The sequence below is a fragment of the Streptococcus oralis subsp. tigurinus genome (assembly GCF_002093545.1).
Taxonomy (GTDB): Bacteria; Bacillota; Bacilli; order Lactobacillales; family Streptococcaceae; genus Streptococcus; species Streptococcus oralis_C.
In genome coordinates this window covers 71,968-96,275 of record NZ_LNVF01000005.1, presented here as the reverse complement: position 1 = coordinate 96,275, position 24,308 = coordinate 71,968, and the positions used below count along the sequence as shown (strand labels likewise).

Here is a 24,308-nt window from a genome sequence, read left to right as displayed (position 1 = left end):
GAAACTGGTCAAACACGTGAATTGAATGCTGCGAACAACTGGCAAGCTATTTTCACCGATCTGGATGCAGATAAAGGTGGCACTCCAATCGCCTATACTATCGAAGAAGTCTCAGTCGCAGAATATGAGTCTAAGGTAACAGGAGATGCCACAACTGGTTTTACCATTACCAATAGCTACACACCAGGTAAGACTCAAGTTCCAGTGAAGAAAGTATGGAACGATGCCGATAACCAAGACGGCAAACGTCCAGATTCTATCACCGTTAAACTCCTTGCCGATGGTCAAGACACAGGTAAGACCCTTGAACTCAATAAAGAGAACAACTGGTCAGGAAGCTTCACAGATCTTGATGTGAACAAAGCTGGTAAAACGATTAAGTACACTATTGAAGAAGTTTCAGTCGTAGGCTACAAGTCTGAGGTGACAGGAGATGCGACAACTGGTTTCACTATTACCAATAGCTACACACCAGGTAAGACTCAAGTTCCAGTGAAGAAAGTTTGGAATGATAGCGAGAACCAAGACGGCAAACGTCCAGATTCTATCACCGTTAAACTTCTTGCCGATGGTCAAGACACAGGTAAGACCCTTGAACTCAATAAAGACAACAACTGGTCAGGAAGCTTCACAGATCTTGATGTGAACAAGGCTGGTAAAGCGATTAAGTACACTATTGAAGAAGTTTCAGTCGCAGAATATGAGTCTAAGGTAACAGGAGATGCCACAACCGGCTTCACCATTACTAATAGCTACACACCAGGTAAGACTCAAGTACCGGTGAAGAAAGTTTGGAATGATGCCGAGAACCAAGACGGCAAACGCCCAGGATCAGTCACAGTTAAACTTCTTGCCGATGGTCAAGACACAGGTAAGACCCTTAAACTCAATAAAGACAACAACTGGTCAGGAAACTTCACAGATCTTGATGTGAACAAAGCTGGTAAAGCGATTGTTTACTCAGTAGTAGAAGTAACTGTTCCTGGTTACACTTCAGAAGTTACTGGTGACGCTGCATCAGGATTCACTATCACAAATAGCTATTCTCCGGAAACAGTTAATGTAAAAGCAACCAAGAACTGGGATGACGCTAATAACCAAGATGGCAAACGTCCAACTAAGATTACAATCAATCTTTTAGCAGACGGTCAGAAAGTTGATTCGAAAGAAGTTCAAGCAGCCGCAGACGGAACTTGGACTGTCGAATTCACAAAATTAGCAAAATATAAAGATGGTAAAGAAATCACATACACTGTAACAGAAGAAGCCGTAGCAGAATACGAATCAACTATTACAGACTTTACCATCACAAACAAATATGCTCCTAAAGCAATCGACTACAAAGTAACAAAAGTATGGAACGACGCGAACAACCAAGACGGCAAACGTCCTGAGTCCGTAACCGTTCAACTTTATAAAAAAGTAGGAAATGCGGATCCAGTAGCCGTTGAAGGTAAGAAATTGACCTTGACAGCTAAGGATAAGGCAGACGCTAACACCTGGGTAGCATCCTTCACAAATCTTCCACAATACGAAGCTGGTAAAGAAATCACTTACTCAATCAAGGAAGTAGATGTGCCAGCTGGCTATGAAGCCTCTGTAACTGGTCAAGTGGTAACTAACACCCATAATCCAGATACGGTTATCCTTTCAGGAACTAAGGTGTGGAAAGATAACAACAACCAAGACGGCAAACGTACAAGATCTGTGAAAGTTCAAATTCTTAAAAACGATAAAGAAGTCGTTCAAGAAATTGAAGTATCAGAAGCAACTGGTTGGAAGTTTGAATCAAAACCACTTCCTAAGTATGAAAATGGTAAACTAATCGAGTACAAAGTCAAAGAAGTGGTTGTGAAAGGATATACTTCAACAATCACAACAGAAAAAGAAGGTAAGTACACCATTACCAATGAATATACACCAGAAAAAATTGCTGTAAGTGGACAAAAGATTTGGATTGACAATAACGACCAAGATCGTATCCGTCCAGCATCTATCACAGTGAAGCTACTTGCGAATGGTAAAGAAACTGGCCAAGAAGCTACAGCCACAGCGGAAACAGGCTGGAAGTATGAATTTACTAATCTGGACCGTTACCAAAATGGTAAGCCAATCGAGTACACAGTCAAAGAAGTTGGTGTTCCTACAGGCTACACAGCTACTGAAACTGGTATGAATGTGACCAACACCCATACACCAGAAAAAACATCTGTAAAAGGTAAGAAGATCTGGGATGATGCCAACAACCAAGATCGTATCCGTCCAGCATCTATCACAGTGAAGCTAATTGCGAATGGTAAAGAAACTGGCCAAGAAGCTACAGCCACAGCGGAAACAGGTTGGAAGTATGAATTTACTAATCTGGACCGTTACCAAAATGGTAAGCCAATCGAGTACACAGTCAAAGAAGTTGGTGTTCCTACAGGTTACACAGCTACTGAAACTGGTATGAATGTGACCAACACCCATACACCAGAGAAAGCATCTGTAAAAGGTAAGAAGATCTGGAAAGGTGATGAAAACCATAAAGACGCTCGTCCAGCATCTATTACAGTTAAACTTCTTGCCGATGGTCAAGACACTGGTAAGACTGCGGTAGCCTCAGAAGCAACAGGTTGGACTTATGAGTTCACAGACCTTGATCGTTACAAAGACGGTCAAGCAATCGAATACTCTGTAGTAGAAGTTCCAGTTGATGGTTATACATCTAAAGTAGAAGGCTTCAATATCACAAATACATACATTCCAGAAAAACCAACACCAGGTAAACCAAATGAACCAGGTAAACCAAATGAACCAGGTAAACCAGGACAAAAACCTCAACTTCCTAACACTGGTGAAAAAGCATCTAATGTAGCAGTAGTTGCAGGACTCGCTTTGATGGCAGTGACTGGTGGATTGTACTTTGTAAGCCGTAAAAATAAATAATCTAGCGTGAGAAAGATAGTTTCCATTTATTTTTCTTAGGTTTAATCTGTGATAAAAAGGCCAGAGGATTCCTCTGGTCTTTTTTAGATATAGGAGTAAAAGAAAGACCCAGCATTTAATACTGGGTTGGTAATTATTTTACCATCATCAATTCGACAATCATCTCGATATACATGACCAGAGTTAATAAGAATCCTGCACGCCAGAAGAATTTGATGAATTTAGGGTAATAAAAACTTCGTTTTTTGACAAGGAAAAAGATTACAAGGAGGATTGCTAGGAGAGAAAGTGCGACACCAAGTCGCGGTAGAAAGTTATGGGTAAAGGCTTTAGCAGTAATCAGATAGTACTCAAATACCAAAAGTGGAAAAGCTACATCCGCGAAATTAAATCCTATTTTCCTAAGTCCGAAAATCTTGGTGACAATAAAGCAAACCACCAAGGTTAATATCAATAATAAAATAGATGCTATTTTCATTAAAATCATACCCATATTGTATCATAAAAAAACGCTAAAGGAAATGAGAAACAAGGGAATTTGTTTGAAAGTCAGGCTTTTGAGATTGTAGGTGTTTTTTGTTATAATGAAAGTTATGAAATCTTATAATACCTTGAATGATTATTATCGAAAACTTTTTGGAGAAAAGACTTTCAAAGTTCCTATTGATGCGGGATTTGACTGTCCCAATCGGGATGGAACTGTGGCTCATGGGGGCTGTACTTTTTGTACAGTTTCAGGTTCGGGAGATGCTATCGTGGCACCGGATGCTCCTATCCGCGAGCAATTTTATAAGGAAATTGACTTTATGCACCGCAAATGGCCAGATGTTAAAAAATATCTAGTTTATTTCCAAAACTTTACCAACACCCATGAAAAGGTGGAAGTGATTCGGGAGCGATATGAGCAGGCTATCAACGAGCCAGGTGTAGTAGGAATCAATATTGGAACGCGCCCAGACTGTCTGCCAGACGAAACCATCGAATATTTAGCTGAGTTATCGGAACGCATGCATGTGACGGTAGAATTGGGCTTACAGACCACCTTTGAAGCAACCTCTGACCTGATTAACCGTGCTCATTCCTATGAATTGTATGTGGAAACAGTCAAACGCTTGAGGAAATATCCTAAGATTGAGATTGTTTCTCATTTGATTAATGGTTTGCCCGGTGAGACTCATGAGATGATGGTCGAAAATGTCCGCCGCTGCGTAACGGATAACGATATTCAAGGGATTAAACTGCACTTGCTTCACCTCATGACAAATACTCGTATGCAACGAGATTACCACGAAGGACGCTTGCAACTGATGAGTCAGGACGAGTATGTCAAGGTTATCTGTGACCAACTGGAAATCATTCCCAAGCATATTGTTATCCACCGAATCACGGGAGATGCGCCTAGAGATATGCTGATTGGTCCCATGTGGAGCCTCAAAAAATGGGAAGTGCTAAATGCTATTGAAACTGAGATGCGCCGTCGTGGAAGTGTGCAAGGATGCAAGGCTGTAAAACAGGAGTTTAAAAATGAAAAGACCACTTGAGATGGCGCATGATTTTTTGGCGGAAGTTGTGACAAAAAAGGATATCGTAGTGGATGCGACCATGGGTAATGGCCATGATACCCTTTTTTTAACCAAGCTAGCCAAGCAAGTCTATGCCTTTGATATCCAAGAGCAGGCTTTGGAGAAAACCCAAGAGCGTTTGGATCAGGCTGGAATGACAAATGCCCAGTTAATCTTGCAAGGTCATGAGACACTTGATCAATTTGTGACAGAAGCTAAGGCAGGGATTTTTAATCTGGGTTATCTGCCTTCTGCTGACAAATCCGTCATCACCCGACCTCAGACTACCATTGAAGCACTTGAAAAGCTGTGTCAGTTGCTTGTTAAAGGGGGACGGATTGCCATTATGATTTACTATGGTCATGAGGGAGGAGACAGCGAGAGGGATGCTGTGTTGGATTTTGTTAGCCAGTTGAACCAAAAAGAGTATACAGCTGCCATTTATCGGACTCTCAACCAAGTTAACAATCCACCGTTTTTAGTTATGATTGAAAAATTAGAAAGGTATAGACATGGATAAACAATACCTTCGTGAGAAGCTTGAGGCAATGCGCCAAAATTTTGTCGAGTCAACGAATCACGAGCGAGCAGTCGGAGTGCTCGACGAAGCACATATGAGCAAGAAAATGCTTAAAATCAAGAAAAAATTAGTTGCTCTTGAAATGGAACGATGCCAGAAAAAAATTGAGCACAAAGACTGTTCTAAGATTGATCAGAAAATTCAAGAGCAAAAGGAGATTTTTGAATCTTGTTGTAAAAAAGATTAAGGAGGAATTGTGTGGAATTACTCATTTACTTGATTCTATTTTTATTTGTCTTAATCATTTCAACTACGACCAATAAACTTCTCCCTTTTTTGCCCCTTCCTCTTGTACAAATCCTTTTGGGGATTGGGATTGGCTTATTTGTTCCCGATGCGGATTTTCATCTCAATACAGAGCTGTTTCTGGCCATGGTTATTGGTCCCTTACTTTTCCGGGAGGCAGAAGAAGCGGATATTACGTCCATTTTGAAGCACTGGCGGATTGTCGTCTTTCTGATTTTTCCTGTGATTTTTATCTCGACCTTAAGCTTAGGAGGCATGGCTCACTTCCTTTGGATGACTCTTCCGTTGGCTGCCTGTTTAGCAGTTGGAGCGGCACTTGGACCAACAGATTTGGTTGCCTTTGCATCTCTTTCTGAACGTTTTCGTTTTCCTAAACGGGTTTCCAATATCCTAAAAGGGGAAGGGCTCTTAAATGACGCTTCTGGTTTGGTTGCCTTTCAGATGGCTCTGGCTGCTTGGACAACAGGAACGTTTTCTCTCAGCCAAGCAGGAACTTCCCTAGCACTTTCTATCCTTGGTGGTTTTGTAGTCGGTTTTGTGACGGCTATGGTCAATCGTTTCTTGCATACCTTTTTACTGAGTGTGCGAGCGATAGATATAGCTAGTGAACTATTGCTAGAGCTAAGTTTACCACTCATGACCTTTTTTATCGCAGAAGAGTTTCATGTTTCAGGGATTATCGCAGTAGTGGTTGCAGGTATTTTGAAGGCCAGTCGCTTTAAGAAGATTACGCTCCTTGAGGCCCAGGTAGACACTGTGACGGAGACCGTCTGGCACACCGTGACCTTTATGCTAAATGGATCAGTCTTTGTTATCTTGGGGATGGAATTGGAAATGATAGCAGAACCTATCCTGACTAATCCCCTTTATAACCCCCTACTCTTACTAGTATCTGTTGTTTTACTGACATTCTTACTTTTTGCCATCCGCTTTGTCATGATTGCTGGTTTTTACTTTGTAAGGACGCGTCGACTTAAGAAAAAGATTCATAATTACATGAAGGATATGCTTCTTTTGACCTTCTCTGGTGTCAAAGGGACAGTATCTATCGCGACCATTCTCCTCATACCAAGCCATTTGGAGCAAGAATATCCTTTGTTACTCTTCCTTGTAGCAGGCGTTACACTATTGAGCTTTTTAACGGGTTTACTGGTTCTCCCTCATTTATCTGAGGAACAAGAGGAAAGCAAGGATCATTTGATGCATATAGCGATTCTGAATGATGTGGCTGCAGAATTAGAAAAAGAGCTGGACCATCACAAGAACAAACTTCCTCTTTATGCAGCTATTGATAATTATCATGGTCGGATTGAAAACCTCATCCTTAGTCAGGAAAATAAGAGAGTCCAAGAGGACTGGGAGTCCCTCAAGCTTCTTATCTTGAGTATTGAGAGTGATGGTTTGGAGCAAGCCTACGAAGAAAATAGAATCAGCGAGCGTGGCTATCGAGTTTACCAACGTTACCTAAAAAACATGGAGCAGAGTATCAATCGGAATTTCGCTTCTAGAGTGACTTATTATTTCCTAGTTTCCTTACGGATACTGCGCTTTCTACTCCATGAAATGTTTACCTTTGGCAAAACTTTCCGTAGTTGGATGAATGAAGAATCTCGTAAACTACTAGCAGTTGACTATGATCAAATTTCAGAGTTGTATTTGGAAAATACAGAGCTGATTATCGAGAGTTTGGAAAACCTAAAAGGGGTTTACAAGAGTTCTCTGATTAGTTTTATGCAAGAGTCTCGTCTACGCGAGACGGCCATTATCGGAAGTGGTGCTTTTGTTGAGCGGGTTATCAATCGCATCAAGCCAAACAATATCGATGAAATGCTACGAGGCTACTATCTCGAACGTAAGGCAATCTTTGAATACGAAGAAGCTAAACTGATAACAGCCAAGTATGCCAAAAAACTACGCCAAAATGTGAATAATTTAGAAAATTATTCTCTGAAAGAGGCCGCAAATACTTTACCTTATGATATGCTAGATTTAATCAGAAGAACTTAGATGATGAAGAAAATGACGGAGGATGGGATATGAAAAAGTGGTGGAAGGAGCTGATGGACAGGCCCTTATTGAAAGCTTTTTTGCATTATTATCAAGCATCTGATAGTGAGTTGACCAGTGTTGCGGTTGCCTACTATTGGTTGGTTTCAATCTTTCCTTTGCTAATGATAATGGTCAATATTTTGCCTTATTTTCAGATTCCGGTCTCAAATTTCTTACTGACAATCAAGGAATTTTTGCCTGATACAGTGTATGATGTGGTCGCCAGGATTGTCCGAGAAGTTCTGACTCAACCATCGACTGGTTTGCTGAGTTTTGCCGTTTTATCTGCACTCTGGACCTTTTCAAAATCAATGGATTTCCTCCAAAAAGCCTTTAACAAAGCCTATGGGGTGACCAAAAGTCGAGGGATTATCTCCCATCAGTTGATGAGTTTGCTTGTTAGCCTCGGCTTGCAGATTCTTTTTGCCCTAGCCTTGTTTTTGAGTATGTTTGGTCGTATGTTGCTCAACCTCCTCAAAACTTACTGGCAATCAGACAGCCCGCTATTTTCCTACCTGCAAGATTTTACAGGCCCTCTAGTCTATGCTTTGATCTTTGCCATTCTGGTTATGATTTATTACTTCCTTCCAAAAGTAAAAACACCACGAATCCGCTACGTTTTACCAGGAAGTGTCTTTGTCTTGCTAACTCTTGTCTTTTTATTGAATATCTTTTCTGTCTATTTTAATAACTATGTCAATCACCTAGTGGATGTCCGATTTTTCAGTTCCATCATCGTGGTAGTCATGATGTTCTGGTTTATTCTCATTGCTAAGATTTTGATTATCGGAGCAGTTATCAATGCCAGTGTTCAAAGCTTGAAAGATCCAACCTTTACAATAAATTAACTAATAAAGTTATCTATTATAAAACGCATAGGATCAAATCTGATCCTATGCGTTTTTTGATTATGAAAATTAATAGATAAACATGGCATCACCGAAACTGAAGAAACGGTAGCGTTCTTGAATAGCGTGCTGGTATGCATCTAAGACTAATTCACGGCCTGCAAAGGCAGAAACCAACATGACGAGAGTTGATTTTGGCAGATGGAAGTTGGTTGAAAAGGCATCCACAACCTTCCATTCGTAACCAGGTTTGATAAAGATATTGGTCCAGCCAGAATCTGCTTGGATTTGCCCATTAAACTTGGAACCAATAGTCTCTAATGTACGGATAGAAGTGGTTCCGACAGCAATGACACGGCCACCATTTTGCTTGACAGAGCGAAGGGTGGCAGCTGCTTCCTCAGAAAGTTGATAGAATTCTGAGTGCATTTCGTGTTCGTCCAGATTGTCCACAGAAACAGGTCTAAAAGTTCCTAAACCAACGTGGAGAGTCAAATAAACCAAATGGACACCCTTGGCTTGGATTTCTGCTAGCAGTTCTTTGGTGAAGTGGAGGCCAGCAGTTGGTGCAGCAGCAGAGCCACTTTCTTTAGCGTAGACCGTTTGATAGCGTTCACGGTCATCTAGTTTTTCGTGGATGTAGGGCGGTAGTGGCATTTCACCGAGACTTTCCAAGACTTCTAGAAAAATTCCTTGGTATTCAAAGCGGACAATGCGGCCCCCGTGGGTCAATTCTTCCGTAACGACAGTGCTGAGGCGACCATCACCAAAGTTGACACGAGTCCCGACCTTGAGGCGTTTGGCAGGTTTGGCGAGAACCTCCCACTCATCTCCACTGGTATTTTTGAGTAGGAGAAGCTCCACATGGCCTCCAGTTTCTTCCTTTTGACCATAGAGGCGGGCAGGGAGAACACGAGTGTCATTCATAACAAGAGCATCACCAGGTTCCAGCATATCAATAATAGAGTGGAAGTGTTTATCCTGCATTTCTCCCGTCTCACGATTAACGATAAGGAGTTTAGACGCATCCCGTTTTTCAAGTGGCGTTTGGGCAATTAATTCCTCAGGCAAGTGGAAATCAAAATCAGCTGTATTCATTTTTTCATCATTCTTTCTAAGTTCTAATCTTATCCATTATAACATGTTTCAAGTTTAGACGCTCTTTTTTTAGAAATTAAATCGTTTTCACTTGACAAAAATTGGTCTATACCATATAATAAATATAGATTAAATCGGAGGATGAAAAGATGAAAGTTATTAAAGTTGAAAATCAAGTTGAAGGTGGAAAAGTTGCTTTTGAGATTTTGAAGGAAAAATTGGCCAATGGTGCTCAAACATTAGGACTTGCGACAGGGAGCAGTCCACTTGAGTTTTATAAGGAAATCGTTGAGAGTGACCTTGATTTTTCAAATCTAACCAGTGTAAACCTTGATGAGTATGTAGGACTTGACGGAGACAATCCTCAGTCTTACCGCCACTTTATGCAAGAACACTTATTCAACCAAAAACCATTTAAAGAAAGTTTCTTGCCTCGTGGGATTAAGGACAATGCTGAAGCTGAAGTAGAACGCTACAACCAAATTTTGGCTGACCATCCAGTTGATTTGCAAATCTTGGGAATCGGTCGCAATGGACATATCGGATTTAATGAGCCTGGTACTGCCTTTGATAGCCAGACACACCTTGTAGACCTAGACCAGTCTACAATCGAAGCCAATGCTCGCTTCTTTGACAAGATTGAAGACGTTCCAACTCAAGCCATCTCAATGGGGATTAAAAACATCTTGGATGCAAAGTCAATTATTCTCTTTGCTTATGGTGAGTCGAAAGCAGAGGCCATTGCTGGAACAGTATCAGGCCCAGTAACTGAAAGTCTACCAGCAAGTAGCCTACAAAACCACCCTGATGTGACTATTATCGCAGATGCTGAGGCGCTCAGCTTACTTGAAAAATAAAAATTACAAGAACCACTTGCTCTTTGGAGTGAGTGGCTTCTTACTTCAAATGTTCACTATCCTGCTAAAGTGGTATAATATAGCTATACGGGGAGGCTCGACTTTGAATTATATAATCGGTTTTATTTGTTTTTTACTTTTAATGTTACTATTTAGTCGCTTAATTCAGCAATCAAAGAACCCCTCGGGCTTTCTAGGAAAACGAATGATGAAATTGTGGAATAGAGCCTACCTTCCCATGTTTGTATGGGCAATTCGTTATCTGGATAGAACATCTTACCCTGCAATCTTAGATGTAGGAGTTGGAAATGGCTGTTCAACCATCCTACTGAAAGAAACTTTTCCGCAAAGTACCATAACTGGAATCGATATTTCAGATACCGCAATAGCTCAAGCCAAACAGATAGAGATGACTAATCTAAATTTTGAACGAAGAGACGTTAGGGAGACAGGTTTTTCTGATGAAAGTGTTGATTTAATCACAGCCTTTCAAACTCATTTTCATTGGCAGAATCTAGAGTCTTCTTTTATATAAATTCGAAGAATACTCAAATCAGACGGGATTCTCTTACTGGCTTGTGAATATAACAAGTTATCTTACTTTTTACCAGAGGTTCAAAGCGAAGAAGCATTTTGACGATTCTTGTTATCAGTAGGCTTTGAGCTCGTAACTAGTCAAAGAAAGGGATCGTGGATCCTTTATAAAATTGTTAAACATTACATTGATGGAGGTACAATCATGAAACAATTATTTTTATGTTCATACTTTGCTGGAGTCAAAAAGCTTTTTAGCGATTATGCAAAGGAAAAGAATCTAGAAAATAAGGTTTTATTTATTCCTACCGCTGGGAACAAAGAGGACTATACTGCCTATATCGATGAGGCTCAGCAAACATTCAGGGATTTAGGATTTGAGATAGAGGTTCTAGATATTGCTTCTTGTGATCTAGAAACTGCTCAGGCAAAGATTTTTCAAAGTAAGATCCTTTATATCTCAGGCGGGAATACCTTTTATTTATTACAAGAATTAAAGAAAAAACGACTCCAATCTCTTATCAAAGAGCAAATAAGAGATGGGCTGGTCTATGTGGGAGAATCAGCAGGGGCTATCATTACAGCCAAGGATATTGACTACAATAAACTTATGGACGATAAGACGGTAGCGACAGAGTTATCTGATACAGCGGGATTAGATGAAGTGGATTTTTACATACTTCCACATTATGGTGAGGAACCTTTTACTGATAGTAGTCAGAAAACCTTTGAAACCTATAAAAAGCAGCTTGAATTGCTACCACTTCATAACCGCCAAGCAATTATCGTTAACGATGAGCAAATAGATATCTTGACAATAGAATAAAAGCGTGGTTGGAAGAACATTAATATTTTACCACTAAAACGATTAGCGGTTGATAATTCACTTAGTGGGAATCTGCCATGGATAGATTAATTTTATGAATTCAAGAAGGGAAAAGTTATGAAAATAAAAACGCTAGATAAAATAGGTGGGGTTATTTTCTTGTTTCTAACGATTGCTATCATTGTTGTTTTTTTATCAGATACGAGCTTTTTTGAGTGGGCATTTACTAGACACCAGAATACCCTGAGTTGGTATATTCGCCCTCTCTTTATTATTCCAATTGTAATGGGAGCTTATAAAAAATCCTACAGCCTGATTTTCTTTTCTATATTTTGCCTATTTACTAGTATGTTCTGGTTCCCAAAGCCGGAAATAGTTGATGTAAAAGTAATTGAGTTTTTGAATTTTGAGAAGACTTATTTTACGAGCGGATGGAGTATTGAAAAAGTTATCATTTTGGCAACAATTCTAGCATTTTTTACGGCTATTATATCCTTAACATGGAATAGACGTTGGTATGGATTATTAGCAACGGTAGTGATCGGAGCGTTTCTGAAGGTTGCCCATAGTCTTTTATTTAGTGGAGGAAGTGGCATATCGATTGTAAAACCAGCTGTTTTAGGATTGATTCTCTGCATCTTAGTGATTTATTTCATCTTCAAAAGAAGAAAGTAAAAATAATAAAAGTTTATGGTCGCTTTTCTCTTGACAATTATTCACTTTGTGTGTAAAATGGAATAGATATTGAACTTGAAGGGAGTGAAAAAAATGTCTAAAACAGTAGTACGTAAGAATGAATCTCTTGACGATGCACTTCGTCGTTTCAAACGTGCGGTTACTAAAGCTGGTACTCTTCAAGAAACACGCAAACGTGAATTCTATGAAAAACCTTCTGTAAAACGTAAACGTAAATCAGAAGCAGCTCGTAAACGTAAAAAATTCTAATTTGAAATGAAAGGCTAGACTTGTCTAGCCTTTTTTCTTTCCAAATAAATACTGTAAATCCTGCAAAAAAAGGAAACTTCCTACCACAATTTGATATAATAGTAGGGAGAACTCGATTGAAGGAGGAAATTATGTCGGTTTTAGTAAAAGAAGTCATTGAAAAGCTCAGATTAGACATTGTTTACGGTGAAGGTGAATTACTTGAAAAAGAAATCAATACTGCAGACATTTCTCGACCAGGTCTTGAAATGACGGGCTATTTTGATTACTATACTCCGGAGCGGCTTCAACTGTTAGGGATGAAGGAGTGGTCCTATTTGGTCGCCATGCCTGCCCATAACCGTTATCAAGTTTTGAAGAAAATGTTTCTACCTGAAACACCTGCTGTCATCGTTGCTCGTGGTTTGGTAGTGCCAGAAGAAATGTTGAAAGCTGCTAGAGAATGTAAGATTGCGATTTTAACAAGTCGAACATCAACTAGTCGTTTATCTGGAGAGTTATCTAGCTACCTTGATTCCCGTTTGGCTGAACGTACGAGTGTGCATGGTGTCTTGATGGATATCTATGGCATGGGTGTCTTGATCCAAGGGGATAGTGGTATCGGTAAGAGTGAGACAGGTCTTGAGCTTGTGAAACGCGGACACCGTTTGGTAGCAGATGACCGTGTGGATATCTTTGCTAAGTATGAAATGACTCTTTGGGGAGAGCCCGCTGAAATATTGAAGCATTTACTTGAGATTCGTGGAGTGGGTATTATTGACGTGATGAGTCTCTACGGAGCAAGCGCTGTAAAAGATTCTTCACAAGTTCAGCTGGCAGTCTATTTGGAAAATTACGATACACATAAGACCTTTGACCGTCTAGGAAACAATGCCGAAGAACTAGAAGTTTCTGGTGTAACGATTCCGCGTATCCGTATCCCAGTAAAAACAGGACGCAATATCTCTGTTGTTATTGAGGCGGCAGCCATGAACTATCGCGCTAAAGAAATGGGCTTTGATGCGACACGTTTATTTGAAGAACGCTTGACAAATCTGATCGCTCAAAATGAGGTGAAAAATGATTAATCCAGTCGCATTTGAAATCGGTCCTTTTTCTATTCGTTGGTATGCTCTGTGTATTGTGGCTGGTTTGATTTTGGCAGTCTACCTTGCCATGAAGGAAGCTCCTAAAAAGAAAATTCTGTCAGATGATATTTTGGATTTTATCCTGATTGCTTTTCCAGTCGCGATTTTAGGTGCTAGACTATACTACGTACTCTTTCGCTTAGATTATTATCTGCAAAATCCAGGTGAAACCATTGCCATCTGGAATGGTGGTTTGGCCATTTATGGAGGTTTGATAGCAGGGGCTATTGTTCTTTATATCTTTGCAGATAGAAAGCTGATCAATACTTGGGATTTCTTAGATATTGCAGCGCCGAGCGTCATGATTGCCCAGAGTTTAGGACGCTGGGGGAACTTCTTTAACCAAGAAGCCTACGGTGCAGCGGTAGATAGTCTGGATTATTTGCCAGGCTTTATCCGCGACCAGATGTACATCGATGGTAGCTACCGTCAGCCGACCTTCTTATATGAGTCGGTTTGGAATCTGATTGGTTTTGCTTTAATCTTGATTTTTAGACGAAAATTAAAGGGAATCAGACGTGGTCATATCACTGCTTTCTACTTGATTTGGTATGGTTTTGGTCGTATGATTATCGAAGGGATGCGGACGGATAGTCTCATGTTCTTTGGTCTGCGAGTTTCCCAATGGTTATCAGTTATCCTTATCGGACTCGGTATTTTTATCATACTTTATCAAAATCGAAAGAAAGCCCCTTTCTATCATACAAAGGAGGAAAACTAAATGTTAGAAGTTGCATATATACTTGTTGCGATTGCTTTGATTGTCTGTTTAGTCTATTTGACAATCACGATTCAAAAAGCAGGTCGTATGATTGATGAGACTGAGAAAACCATCAAAACGTTGAGCTCAGATGTGAACGTTACCTTGCATCAGACCAATGAATTGTTGGCTAAGGTCAATGTGTTAGCAGACGATATCAATGTCAAAGTTGCGACGATTGATCCACTCTTTACGGCGGTGGCGGACTTGTCTGAGTCAGTTTCTGACCTCAACCAACATGCACGTGTCTTAGGCAAAAAAGCTTCATCTGCTGGTTCAAAGACCATTAAAACAGGTGCTGGCTTGTCAGCTCTTCGTGTCGCAAGTAAATTTTTCAAAAAATAAAAAAGGAGAAATCTTATGGGAAAACTATCCTCTATCCTTTTAGGTACGGTTTCAGGTGCAGCTCTTGCTTTGTTTTTGACGAGTGACAAGGGTAAGCAAGTTTGTAGTCAAGCTCAGAATTTTCTAGATGATTTGAGAGAAGATCCAGAATATGCTAGAGAGCAGGTTTGTGAGAAACTAACTGAAGTGAAGGAACAGGCAACGGATTTTGTGCTGAAAACAAAGGAACAAGTAGAATCTGGTGAAATCACTTTTGACAGTGTCCTTGACCAAGCTAAAAACTGTGCTCGACAAGCGACGGAAGCGTCAAAGGAAACCTTTAACAATCTCAAGGAGCAATGGCAAGAACAGTCAGCAACCCCAGACGTCGCTGAAGACCAAGAAGAAATCATCATCGATATTACTGAAGTATAAGGTATCACCATCTCTGATTTTTGGAGATGGTGATTTTTATCTGCAGCCTGTCTTTGTGGTATAATAAATACTATGCAGAAAAAACCAACGTCAGCCTATGTGCACATTCCCTTTTGTACCCAGATTTGTTATTACTGTGACTTTTCAAAAGTTTTTATTAAAAATCAGCCAGTAGATAGTTATTTGGAGCATCTGCTAGAAGAGTTTCGTTCTTATGATATCCAAAAGTTACGAACCCTCTACATTGGAGGTGGGACGCCAACGGCTTTGTCAGCTCCGCAATTAGAGGTGCTCTTGGATGGCTTGACTAAAAATCTAGACTTGTCTGTCTTGGAAGAGTTGACCATTGAGGCCAATCCAGGCGATTTGGACGCGGATAAGATTGCAGTTTTGAAACAGTCGCCAGTCAATCGTGTTTCCTTGGGTGTACAGACTTTTGATGACAAAATGCTGAAAAAGATTGGACGCAGTCACTTGGAGAAGGATATTTATGAGAATATCGACCGCCTCAAGATCGCTGGTTTTGACAATATCTCCATCGACTTGATTTACGCTCTTCCGGGTCAAACTATGAATCAGGTCAAGGAAAATGTGGCTAAGGCCATTGGACTGGATATTCCTCATATGAGCCTTTATAGCTTAATTTTGGAGAATCATACGGTCTTTATGAACCGTATGCGACGAGGGAAATTACCTCTACCTAAGGAAGAATTAGAAGCGGAGATGTTTGAGTACATCATCGCAGAACTGGAGCGAGCGGGTTTTGAGCATTATGAGATTTCCAATTTCTCTAAACCCGGATTTGAAAGTCGCCACAATCTCATGTACTGGGATAATGCCGAGTATTATGGTATCGGTGCGGGTGCGTCAGGTTATGTGGATGGAGTTCGTTATAAAAACCACGGTCCTATCCGCCACTATCTCAATGCGGTAGAGGCAGGAAATGCTCGCATTACAGAAGAACACCTGAGTCAAAAGGAGCAGATGGAAGAAGAAATGTTCCTAGGACTCCGCAAGAAATCCGGGGTTTCCATGACACGATTTGAGGAAAAATTCGGACGGTCCTTTGATGGACTTTATGGCGAGATCATCAGAGACTTGGTTCAACAAGGACTCATGCAGATCGACGGTGATCGTGTCCGAATGACAAAGAGGGGTCTCTTCTTGGGAGACACTGTAGCAGAACGATTTATTTTGGAGTAGAACAATGGGCTTAACTTATCAAATGAAAATGAAAATTCCTTTTGATATGGCGGATATGAACGGTCATATCAAACTTCCAGATGTGATTTTGCTGTCCTTGCAAGTATCAGGTATGCAGTCCATTGAACTGGGAGTTAGTGACAAGGATGTGTTAGAACGTTACAATCTGGTCTGGATTATTACAGACTATGCGATTGACGTGGTTCGCTTGCCTCGCTTTGCTGAGGAGATTACGATTGAAACAGAAGCGTTGACTTACAATCGTCTTTTTTGCTACCGCCGTTTCACTATCTATGATGAAGCAGGTCAAGAAATCATTCGCATGGTAGCAACCTTTGTTCTGATGGACCGAGACAGTCGTAAAGTTCATGCTGTCGAACCGGAGATTGTTGCTCCTTATCAGTCTGAATTTGATAAAAAACTCATCCGTGGGCCAAAGTATGCTAACCTAGAAGACCCGATCAGTAAAGATTACCATGTTCGTTTTTACGACTTGGATATGAATGGTCATGTTAATAACAGCAAATACCTAGATTGGATTTTTGAGGTCATGGGTGCTGATTTTTTGACCAAGTATATTCCAAAGAAAATCAATCTCAAATATGTCAAAGAAGTGCGACCAGGTGGTATGATTGCTTCAGCTTATGAACTCAAGGGACTAGAAAGCAAGCATGAGATTATCAGTGATGGCGAGATCAATGCCCAAGCTATGATTACTTGGCAAGAAATTGAAGGCAATTAGAAAGGGCGATATGACTTATAAAGGTTATTTAATTGATTTAGACGGAACCATTTACAAGGGGAAAGACCGGATTCCGGCGGGTGAGGCTTTTGTCCATGAGTTACAAAAAAGAGAAATTCCCTACCTCTTTGTGACCAATAATACAACCCGAACTCCTGAGAGTGTTAAAGAGATGTTGGCTCAAAATTTTAACATTAATACCCCTCTATCAACTGTATACACAGCAACCTTGGCAACCATCGACTATATGAATGACTTAGGACTGGAAAAGACAGTCTATGTCATCGGCGAAGCGGGGCTCAAGGAAGCTATCAAGGCTGCTGGTTATGTGGAAGACAAGGAAAGTCCAGCCTATGTGGTCGTTGGATTGGACTGGCAAGTCGACTATGAAAAATTTGCGACAGCAACTCTAGCCATTCAAAAGGGGGCTCACTTTATCGGAACCAACCCTGACCTCAATATCCCGACGGAACGAGGTCTCTTGCCTGGTGCTGGTTCACTAATTACACTTCTTGAAGTCGCTACACGGGTCAAACCAGTATATATCGGAAAACCGAATGCGATCATCATGGAAAAGGCCGTGGAACATCTGGGTATAGATCGAGAAGACTTGCTCATGGTCGGGGATAACTACTTGACTGATATTCGAGCAGGGATTGACAATGGCATTCCAACGCTCTTGGTGACCACAGGTTTTACCAAAGCAGAAGAAGTGGCGGACTTGCCAATCGCACCAACTCATGTAGTTTCTAGCCTTGCGGAGTGGAATTTTGATGAAAACTAAACTGACCTTTTGGGGAAGTATGCTCTTTCTCCTCTCCCTGTCTATTCTCTTAACCATTTATCTGGCATGGATTTTCTATCCTTTAGAAATTGAGTGGCTGAACTTAGCGAATCGAGTCTATCTAAAGCCCGAAACCATTCTGTATAACTTTCATATCTTGATGAATTACCTGACCAATCCCTTTAGTCAGGTCTTAGAGATGCCGGATTTTCGTTCATCAGCGGCTGGTTTACATCATTTTGCGGTGGTGAAGAATCTCTTCCACTTGGTTCAGCTAGTCACTTTGGTGACGCTACCAAGTTTCTATTTCTTTGTTAGAAAGATAGTGAAAAAAGGCTTTTTGCCCCTATATCGTAAAAGTATCCTGATTCTAGTTCTATTACCTCTAGTCATTGGGCTTGTAGGAGTGTTGATTGGTTTTGAGCAATTTTTTACTCTGTTCCATCAGATTCTCTTTGTGGGAGACGATACCTGGATTTTTGATCCAGCAAAGGATCCCGTTATTAGGATTTTGCCAGAGATTTTCTTCCTCCATGCTTTTTTACTTTTCTTTGCCTTGTATGAAGGAATGTTCGGTTTCCTTCTTGTCAAAGCTTTAAGGAAATAGTTGTTAACATTCTGTATTTTTAATAAAAAACGAGAGAAGTTGCTCTGCTCCCTATTTATTGTTAGGTTATCCTAAAGATAAACTTGCAAAGCAAGAGATTTTTGCAGAAAACAGTCTATTTTCTATGAAAAAATAGGCTTTTTTTCTAAAAATACCTAGTCAAGCGCTTTATTTTTTTGTATAATAGAAATAGTAAGTATAGATAAAAGAAGAGAAAAGCATGATTACACTATTTTTATCACCGAGTTGTACATCATGTCGTAAGGCAAAGGCTTGGTTAGAGACGCATAAAGTGCCCTTTCAAGAGCATAATATTATGACTAGTCCTTTAACAAGAAAAGAATTACAAAATATTCTTTCCTTGACCGAAAATGGTACTGATGACATCATTTCAACTCGTTCAAAAATTTTTCAAAAATTGGATATTGATGTAGAGAGTATCTCGGTATCGGAGTTGCTTCAGTTGATTGAGCAATATCCTAGTCTTTTGCGTCGCCCAATTATTATAGATACCAAACGCATGCAGATCGGTTTTAATGAAGATGAGATTCGTGCTTTTCTCCCTCGTAGTTACCGTAAACAAGAACTAAAAGAAGCAACATTGAGAGCTGGTATTGGATAGATGAACAAACAGTATAGTTACCCACTAGATTTGTCGTGGAGCACTGAAGAACTTGCTTCAGTGCTTTCTTTTTTTAATGATGTTGAAGCTGCCTATGAAGATAAGGTAGAAGCAAAAAAACTGCTAGAGTCTTACAAGGAATTCAAGTCTGTGGTTCCAAGCAAAAGCGAAGAAAAGCGCTTAGGTCGCGAATTTGAGACGGCTAGCGGTTATTCATTCTATCATGCAGTTCAATTAGCAAAAGAAAAAAGAGAAGGGAAGATTTCTCTTGGAAACTAAATTTGAATTTGCCAAACAGATTGTGCAAGAAGCTGCAGATTACATTTTGGCCCACATGCAAGAAGATTTGAAGGTCGAGCGAAAGTCTTCACCTACTGACTTGGTGACGCGTTTGGATAAGGAGGTTCAGGATCTTTTGGTTGGTAGAATTTTAGCATCTTATCCAGAAGACTTGATTTGTGCGGAAGAGGGCTGTTTGCGTGCTGCAGTCGGTCAAGGTTCCGTTTGGGTGATTGATCCCATTGACGGTACCAATAACTTTGTCGCCCAGAAGGAAGATTTTGCTGTGATGTTGGCTTATTTTGAGGATGGTGTGGGCAAATTTGGTGTCATCTATGATGTCATGAAAGGCGATTGTTACCATGGTGGTGGTGCCTTTCCTCCTTGCCGCAATAATGATCCCTTACCGACTTTTAAAAAGAGACCTCTTCAAGAATTTTTAGTTGCCGGTAACTCAGGTATGTTTGAAAGCAATGAGTGGGGCTTGGCGGATTTGGGTCGAGCAGCGTTGGGAGTCCGTGTCTATGGTAGTGCGGCCATTAGTTTTGCCAAGGTTTTATCAGGTCGTCTTCTGACCTATATCAGCTACTTGCAACCTTGGGATTACGCTGCGGCCAGTATCTTAGGGGAAAGTCTGGGTTATCGTCTTCTTACGGTATCGGGTGAACCTGCTGATTTTAAAACGCGTCAGCCCGTCATGATGGTGCCAATCGAGATGCAAGAGGAGATTCAGTCTTATATCTACGAAAGGAAAGAGAACTAAATGCAATTTCCAGAAGGATTTGTTGAAAAATATGAAGCGATACTAGAAGATGAGGCAAGAGATTTTCTTGCCTCTTTTAAACAGGAAGCGGTATCGGCTTTTCGGGTCAATCCCTTAAAAGAAAGTCAGCTATCGTTTGCGGATGCTATTCCACATACACCTTGGGGGCATTATGGTAAGGTCTCTGGAAAGTCTCCAGAGCACGTGACAGGTTTCGTTTATTCGCAAGAACCTGCAGCCCAAATGGTGGCCCAGATAGCTCAGCCCCTTCCTGGTATGAAGGTATTGGATTTAGCAGCAGCGCCAGGTGGGAAATCTACTCAATTGGCAGCTTATCTGGCTAATCAAGGAGTCCTTGTCTCCAACGAAATTTCAAGCAAGCGTGCTAAAATTTTAGTGGAAAATATGGAGCGATTTGGAGCGACAAATGTTGTTGTGACCAATGAATCTGCTGACCGCTTGGCCAAGGTTTTTAAAGGTTACTTTGATGTGATTGTCCTTGATGCCCCTTGCTCGGGTGAAGGGATGTTCCGTAAACAACCAGATGCCATGGATTATTGGAACCTTGACTATCCGAGCCAATGTGCCAGTCTCCAAAGAGAGATTTTAGAAGATGCAGTCACCATGCTTGCAGAAGGTGGCCGTCTGGTTTATTCAACCTGTACCTGGGCGCCAGAGGAAAACGAAGAGATCGTTCGCTGGCTACTAGATGCTTATGATTTTGAACTGCTTCCAGTTGAGCATGTGAATGGCATGGTAGCAGGAATTGATCTTCCTGAAACGGCGCGGATGTATCCTCATCATTTCAAGGGAGAAGGTCAGTTTGTTGCCCATTTGCAGTTCAAGGGAGAAAATCCAGTAGCCAAATTCAAAGCGAGCAAGACCAATCTCAGTCGCGAACAGCAGAACTTGTGGCAAGAATTTGCCCAAAAACACTTACAGGTCAATCTAACTGGTATCTTACAGACTTTTGGAGATCAACTCTATCTCTTGCCAGAGATGTTACCTGATCTAGGAAAAATCAAAATTGCCCGAAATGGGCTCCATTTGGGGACGTTTAAGAAGAAACGCTTCGAACCAAGCTTTGCTCTGGGACTAGCCTTGAAACCAAGCCAAGTACTTCAAAGTGTCGAAATCAAGGGTGAGGACTTTGTAAAATATGTGGCTGGCGAGACTGTTCAATTGTCTGAAGCTCGATCAAATGGTTGGTACCAAGTTCTGGTTCAAGGAAACGGACTAGGCTTTGCCAAGGTAACGGGAAATGTTTTGAAAAATTATTATCCAAAAGGGCTCAGATTCAGGTGAAAAAGCTAGTCAAAGAGCCTATTCTATGTTATAGTGGAAATATGAGTTTTTTCTGATAGTCTTTCATTATTACTTGTATTATACGATGGAATTGTCCGCTCCTAAGAATGTCTAAAAAATAAAGCGGGACAACCATTGATGATAATTGGATGATCAGGACAAACGGAAGAAATCAGAACATTTATCATTATGTTCAAGGAGAATAACAGTGAAAAAAAGAAAAAAGCTCGTCATGTCTCTCGCAGCTCTTTTGATGGCAGGTTCTCTAGCAGGATGTGCAAGCTGGATTGATCGTGGAGAATCCATGACAGCTGTTGGTTCAACTGCCCTTCAGCCTCTGGTCGAAGCAGCAGCAGATGAATTCGGCTCTAGAAACATCGGAAAAACAGTCAATGTTCAAGGTGGTGGATCGGGTACAGGACTTTCCCAAGTCCAGTCTGGAGCAGTTGACATCGGGAACTCTGACGTCTTTGCAGAGGAAAAAGAAGGAATCGATGCTTCAGCTCTAGTAGACCACAAGGTTGCAGTGGCTGGTCTGGCAGTGATTGTGAACAAGGAAGTGGATGTTGAAAATCTCACAGCCGAGCAACTTCGCAAAATCTTTACTGGTGAAGTGACTAACTGGAAAGAGGTTGGTGGCAAAGACTTAGCTATTTCCATCATCAACCGAGCAGCAAGTTCGGGTTCACGAGCAACCTTTGACAATGTCGTAATGAATGGTCAGGCGGCTATGCAGAGCCAAGAACAGGATTCTAATGGGATGGTTAAGTCGATTGTCTCCCAAACCCCAGGAGCCATTTCTTATCTTGCTTTTGCCTATGTGGATGACTCAGTGAAAAGCATGAAACTGAATGGGTATGAGCCTACGTCTGAAAATGTAACGACCAACAACTGGCCTTTGTGGTCTTATGAACATATGTACACACTTGGTCAGCCAAATGAGTTAGCTGCTGAATTCCTGAATTTCGTCCTCTCAGATGAAGCCCAAAATGGAATTGTTAAGGGCATGGGCTATATCTCCATCAATGAGATGAAAGTCCAAAAGGATGCTTCAGGTACAGTTACAGCAGTAGAAGGAGGTCAATAATGAATCAAGAAGAATTATCTAAAAAATTACTCTCTCCTTCAAAGAACTCTCGCCTTGAGAAGTTTGGTAAAGGTTTGACCTTCGCCTGTCTTTCTTTGATTGTCATCATTGTGGCAATGATTTTGATTTTTGTAGCGCAGAAAGGCTTGTCAACCTTCTTTGTCAATGGGGTGAATATCTTTGATTTCCTCTTTGGACAAACTTGGAATCCTTCAGGGAAACAATTTGGTGCCCTGCCAATGATTTTGGGTTCCTTTATTGTAACGATTTTATCTGCCCTCATCGCAACTCCCTTTGCTATTGGAGCAGCAGTTTTTATGACAGAAGTATCACCAAAGGGTGCAAAAATCTTGCAACCTGCCATTGAACTCCTTGTCGGTATTCCTTCAGTCGTCTATGGATTTATCGGTTTGCAAGTTGTGGTTCCATTTGTTCGTAGTGTCTTTGGTGGAACTGGTTTTGGCATCTTGTCGGGGATTTTCGTTCTCTTTGTCATGATTTTGCCGACCGTAACCTTTATGACAACAGACAGTTTGCGTGCGGTTCCTCGTCATTACCGTGAAGCTAGTTTAGCTATGGGAGCCACTCGTTGGCAAACCATCTGGCGTGTGATCTTGAAAGCAGCACGTTCAGGTATTTTCACAGCAGTGGTCTTTGGGATGGCGCGTGCCTTCGGTGAAGCTCTTGCTATTCAGATGGTTGTTGGAAATTCAGCAGTTATCCCAACTTCGCTAACAACACCAGCTGCGACTTTGACTTCTGTTTTGACTATGGGTATCGGAAATACCGTCATGGGAACGGTTGATAATAACGTTCTCTGGTCACTGGCCTTAGTATTGCTCTTGATGAGTTTGGCCTTTAACAGTGTGATTAAGTTGATTACGAAAGAAAGAGGAAAGAAAAACTATGCACGCTAAGAAATTAGATAAACTTGCAACAGCTGTCCTCTATACCATCGCTGGTATCATTGTTGCCATCTTGGCATCCTTGATTCTCTATATCTTGGTGAGAGGGTTACCGCACATCTCTTGGTCTTTCTTGACTGGAAAATCTTCCTCCTATCAAGCAGGTGGGGGTATCGGGATTCAGCTCTACAATTCCTTCTTCCTTTTAGTCATTACCTTGATTATCTCTGTGCCTTTGTCTATGGGGGCTGGGATTTACCTAGCTGAATATGCAAAAAAGGGTCCTGTGACAAATTTTGTCAGAACCTGTATTGAGATTTTGTCTTCTCTACCATCAGTCGTTGTGGGTCTCTTTGGTTACTTGATCTTTGTAGTTCAGTTTGAGTATGGATTTTCAATCATTTCAGGTGCCTTGGCCTTGACGGTCTTTAACCTCCCTCAGATGACTCGAAATGTTGAGGACAGTTTAAAACACGTTCACCATACACAACGTGAGGCTGGCTTAGCTCTTGGAATTTCTCGTTGGGAGACTGTAGTTCATGTCGTCATTCCAGAAGCCCTTCCAGGCATCGTAACGGGTGTTGTCTTAGCCTCTGGCCGTATCTTTGGTGAGGCCGCCGCTCTTATCTATACGGCAGGACAATCCGCTCCAGCCCTTGACTGGTCTAACTGGAATATCCTCAGTGTTACCAGCCCCATCTCAATCTTCCGTCAAGCAGAAACCTTGGCTGTCCACATTTGGAAGGTCAACAGTGAAGGAACCATTCCTGATGCTACCATTGTATCTGCTGGTTCTGCCGCTGTGCTCCTCATCTTTATCTTGATTTTTAACTTTGGAGCACGCAAACTCGGAAGCTATCTACACAAGAAATTAACCGCTGCCTAAAGGAGA

General features: G+C 41.1%; 27 protein-coding genes and 1 pseudogene. 26 read left to right on the top strand and 2 right to left on the bottom strand.

The genetic code is table 11. From position 1 onward, the window contains the following. A partial coding sequence (locus tag ATE34_RS07240) for a Cna B-type domain-containing protein (RefSeq protein WP_142357485.1) occupies window positions 1-2,928 on the top strand: 2,928 nt, incomplete at its 5' end. 133 nt (window positions 2,929-3,061) lie between these two features. On the opposite strand, the gene ATE34_RS07235 is transcribed toward ATE34_RS07240, so the two are convergent. Beyond that, window positions 3,062-3,421: a DUF3397 domain-containing protein gene (locus ATE34_RS07235; protein WP_084911462.1), complete on the bottom strand. Its 360-nt coding sequence runs from the start codon at window positions 3,419-3,421 to the stop codon at window positions 3,062-3,064. Window positions 3,422-3,512: 91 nt separating this feature from the next. Here ATE34_RS07235 and mnmL point away from each other — a divergent pair, with 91 nt between their 5' ends. Genes mnmL through ATE34_RS07210 form a run of 5 tightly spaced genes read left to right on the top strand, consistent with a single transcriptional unit; the run spans window position 3,513 to window position 8,213 of the window. Beyond that, entirely contained in the window at window positions 3,513-4,469 is a 957-nt protein-coding gene (gene mnmL / locus ATE34_RS07230) for a tRNA modification radical SAM protein MnmL/YtqA (RefSeq protein ID WP_084911461.1), read from the top strand. Then, on the top strand, window positions 4,453-5,010 hold the full coding sequence (gene mnmM / locus ATE34_RS07225; protein ID WP_084911460.1) for a tRNA 5-(aminomethyl)-2-thiouridylate-methyltransferase MnmM: 558 nt from the start codon (window positions 4,453-4,455) through the stop codon (window positions 5,008-5,010). The genes mnmL and mnmM overlap by 17 nt, the downstream gene beginning before the upstream one ends. Continuing rightward, window positions 5,003-5,257 (top strand): hypothetical protein, encoded by a 255-nt coding sequence (locus ATE34_RS07220; protein ID WP_084853387.1) that lies wholly within the window; start codon window positions 5,003-5,005, stop codon window positions 5,255-5,257. The genes mnmM and ATE34_RS07220 overlap by 8 nt, the downstream gene beginning before the upstream one ends. Window positions 5,258-5,268: 11 nt before the next feature. After that, on the top strand, window positions 5,269-7,323 hold the full coding sequence (locus tag ATE34_RS07215; RefSeq protein ID WP_084911459.1) for a cation:proton antiporter: 2,055 nt from the start codon (window positions 5,269-5,271) through the stop codon (window positions 7,321-7,323). Window positions 7,324-7,352: 29 nt separating this feature from the next. Next, complete coding sequence (locus ATE34_RS07210) at window positions 7,353-8,213, top strand: YihY/virulence factor BrkB family protein (protein WP_084911458.1); 861 nt, start codon at window positions 7,353-7,355, stop codon at window positions 8,211-8,213. Between the two features lie 69 nt (window positions 8,214-8,282). Here the strand turns inward: ATE34_RS07210 and queA are convergent, their stop codons facing one another. Next, on the bottom strand, window positions 8,283-9,311 hold the full coding sequence (gene queA, locus ATE34_RS07205) for a tRNA preQ1(34) S-adenosylmethionine ribosyltransferase-isomerase QueA (RefSeq protein WP_061599273.1): 1,029 nt from the start codon (window positions 9,309-9,311) through the stop codon (window positions 8,283-8,285). Between the two features lie 149 nt (window positions 9,312-9,460). Between queA and ATE34_RS07200 the strand changes: the two genes are divergently transcribed. From ATE34_RS07200 to pstA, 20 genes and pseudogenes are all read left to right on the top strand, one after another. Further along, window positions 9,461-10,168: a glucosamine-6-phosphate deaminase gene (locus ATE34_RS07200; RefSeq protein ID WP_084911457.1), complete on the top strand. Its 708-nt coding sequence runs from the start codon at window positions 9,461-9,463 to the stop codon at window positions 10,166-10,168. Window positions 10,169-10,271: 103 nt separating this feature from the next. Beyond that, window positions 10,272-10,886, top strand: a pseudogene (locus ATE34_RS11085) (class I SAM-dependent methyltransferase); the annotation flags it as partial. A 21-nt stretch (window positions 10,887-10,907) separates the two neighbouring features. Then, a complete protein-coding gene (locus tag ATE34_RS07195; RefSeq protein ID WP_162279557.1) occupies window positions 10,908-11,528 on the top strand; it encodes a Type 1 glutamine amidotransferase-like domain-containing protein in 621 nt (206 codons plus the stop codon). Window positions 11,529-11,645: 117 nt separating this feature from the next. Next, window positions 11,646-12,203 carry a hypothetical protein gene (locus ATE34_RS07190; RefSeq protein ID WP_000695594.1) on the top strand — a complete coding sequence of 186 codons (558 nt, stop codon included), beginning with the start codon at window positions 11,646-11,648 and terminating at the stop codon, window positions 12,201-12,203. Window positions 12,204-12,296: 93 nt separating this feature from the next. Next, window positions 12,297-12,473 carry a 30S ribosomal protein S21 gene (rpsU, locus tag ATE34_RS07185; protein WP_000048054.1) on the top strand — a complete coding sequence of 59 codons (177 nt, stop codon included), beginning with the start codon at window positions 12,297-12,299 and terminating at the stop codon, window positions 12,471-12,473. A 131-nt stretch (window positions 12,474-12,604) separates the two neighbouring features. After that, window positions 12,605-13,540, top strand: coding sequence for an HPr(Ser) kinase/phosphatase (gene hprK / locus ATE34_RS07180; RefSeq protein WP_180382684.1), 936 nt, complete (start codon window positions 12,605-12,607; stop codon window positions 13,538-13,540). Next, window positions 13,533-14,321, top strand: a complete 789-nt coding sequence (lgt, locus tag ATE34_RS07175) for a prolipoprotein diacylglyceryl transferase (protein ID WP_084911455.1) — start codon at window positions 13,533-13,535, stop codon at window positions 14,319-14,321. The genes hprK and lgt overlap by 8 nt, the downstream gene beginning before the upstream one ends. Beyond that, window positions 14,322-14,705, top strand: a complete 384-nt coding sequence (locus tag ATE34_RS07170; RefSeq protein WP_000895031.1) for a DUF948 domain-containing protein — start codon at window positions 14,322-14,324, stop codon at window positions 14,703-14,705. A gap of 15 nt (window positions 14,706-14,720) precedes the next feature. Then, entirely contained in the window at window positions 14,721-15,119 is a 399-nt protein-coding gene (locus ATE34_RS07165; protein ID WP_084911454.1) for a YtxH domain-containing protein, read from the top strand. A 72-nt stretch (window positions 15,120-15,191) separates the two neighbouring features. Further along, the gene (gene hemW / locus ATE34_RS07160; protein ID WP_084911453.1) at window positions 15,192-16,322 is read left to right on the top strand and encodes a radical SAM family heme chaperone HemW; all 1,131 of its coding nucleotides are present in this window, start codon (window positions 15,192-15,194) and stop codon (window positions 16,320-16,322) included. A gap of 4 nt (window positions 16,323-16,326) precedes the next feature. Next, window positions 16,327-17,064: an acyl-[acyl-carrier-protein] thioesterase gene (locus tag ATE34_RS07155; RefSeq protein WP_049490189.1), complete on the top strand. Its 738-nt coding sequence runs from the start codon at window positions 16,327-16,329 to the stop codon at window positions 17,062-17,064. 10 nt (window positions 17,065-17,074) lie between these two features. Next, window positions 17,075-17,848: a TIGR01457 family HAD-type hydrolase gene (locus ATE34_RS07150; protein WP_084911452.1), complete on the top strand. Its 774-nt coding sequence runs from the start codon at window positions 17,075-17,077 to the stop codon at window positions 17,846-17,848. Beyond that, window positions 17,838-18,455, top strand: a complete 618-nt coding sequence (locus ATE34_RS07145) for a TIGR01906 family membrane protein (RefSeq protein ID WP_084911451.1) — start codon at window positions 17,838-17,840, stop codon at window positions 18,453-18,455. The genes ATE34_RS07150 and ATE34_RS07145 overlap by 11 nt, the downstream gene beginning before the upstream one ends. Window positions 18,456-18,675: 220 nt before the next feature. Further along, window positions 18,676-19,077 (top strand): Spx/MgsR family RNA polymerase-binding regulatory protein, encoded by a 402-nt coding sequence (locus ATE34_RS07140; RefSeq protein ID WP_084911450.1) that lies wholly within the window; start codon window positions 18,676-18,678, stop codon window positions 19,075-19,077. Beyond that, entirely contained in the window at window positions 19,078-19,356 is a 279-nt protein-coding gene (locus ATE34_RS07135; RefSeq protein WP_001041968.1) for a UPF0223 family protein, read from the top strand. Then, window positions 19,346-20,119 (top strand): inositol monophosphatase family protein, encoded by a 774-nt coding sequence (locus ATE34_RS07130; RefSeq protein ID WP_061599266.1) that lies wholly within the window; start codon window positions 19,346-19,348, stop codon window positions 20,117-20,119. The genes ATE34_RS07135 and ATE34_RS07130 overlap by 11 nt, the downstream gene beginning before the upstream one ends. After that, the gene (locus ATE34_RS07125; RefSeq protein ID WP_084911449.1) at window positions 20,120-21,424 is read left to right on the top strand and encodes an RsmF rRNA methyltransferase first C-terminal domain-containing protein; all 1,305 of its coding nucleotides are present in this window, start codon (window positions 20,120-20,122) and stop codon (window positions 21,422-21,424) included. A gap of 208 nt (window positions 21,425-21,632) precedes the next feature. Further along, entirely contained in the window at window positions 21,633-22,511 is an 879-nt protein-coding gene (locus ATE34_RS07120; RefSeq protein WP_084911448.1) for a phosphate ABC transporter substrate-binding protein PstS, read from the top strand. After that, complete coding sequence (gene pstC, locus ATE34_RS07115; protein WP_084911447.1) at window positions 22,511-23,428, top strand: phosphate ABC transporter permease subunit PstC; 918 nt, start codon at window positions 22,511-22,513, stop codon at window positions 23,426-23,428. Before ATE34_RS07120 ends, pstC begins: the two co-directional genes overlap by 1 nt. Next, window positions 23,418-24,302, top strand: coding sequence for a phosphate ABC transporter permease PstA (gene pstA / locus ATE34_RS07110; protein WP_000543049.1), 885 nt, complete (start codon window positions 23,418-23,420; stop codon window positions 24,300-24,302). Before pstC ends, pstA begins: the two co-directional genes overlap by 11 nt. Window positions 24,303-24,308 lie beyond the last annotated feature (6 nt).